Source organism: Mitsuaria sp. TWR114 (genome assembly GCF_007997345.1).
The window spans coordinates 1-743 of sequence record NZ_VOSR01000921.1 but is presented as its reverse complement, the minus strand read 5'-3'; the positions used below and the strand labels follow the sequence as shown (position 1 = coordinate 743).

Here is a 743-nt window from a genome sequence, read left to right as displayed (position 1 = left end):
CGGCTTCTACGACAAGGCCAGCGACTTCGACCGCCTCGTCGACGAACTCGGCATGCTGGCCAACAGCGCCTGGATGGCGGAGTGAACGCGGCGCGCGGGTAGGCCCAGCGGAGGGATCCGGACTCGGCCACCTGGGGGATGACAGGGGGAGGCGGCACCCGCATCGTGGCGGCTTCGTCCGCGCCCGCGGACCGTCACGCCAGGGAGTCCCCGCTCATGAACCGACCGATCAGCCATGCCCACGGCGCGCCCGTGGTCGACAACCTCAACATCCAGACCGCCGGCCCGCGCGGCCCCGCGCTGCTGCAGGACGTCTGGCTGCTGGAGAAGCTCGCCCACTTCGACCGCGAGGTCATCCCCGAGCGCCGCATGCACGCCAAGGGCTCCGGCGCCTATGGCCGCTTCACCGTCACCCACGACGTCAGCCGCTACACGCGCGCCAGGCTGTTCTCGCGCATCGGCAAGACGACCGACGTCTTCCTGCGCTTCTCCACCGTCGCCGGCGAGCGCGGCGCCGCCGATGCCGAGCGCGACATCCGCGGCTTCGCCGTCAAGTTCTATACCGAGGAAGGCAACTGGGACCTAGTGGGCAACAACACGCCGGTGTTCTTCATGCGCGACCCGCTGCGCTTCCCCGACCTCAACCACGCCGTCAAGCGCGATCCCCGCAGCAACCTGCGCAGCGCGCAGAACAACTGGGACTTCTGGACGCTGCTGCCCGAGGCGCTGCACCAGGTCACCAT

The 743-nt window shown here is 69.6% G+C and carries 1 protein-coding gene; it reads left to right on the top strand.

Features of this window, described 5'->3' with window-relative positions; translation table 11 throughout:
* Nucleotides 1-216 precede the first annotated feature (216 nt).
* On the top strand, nt 217-743 hold a 527-nt coding region (locus tag FUT87_RS25835; RefSeq protein ID WP_147242840.1), incomplete at its 3' end, for a catalase.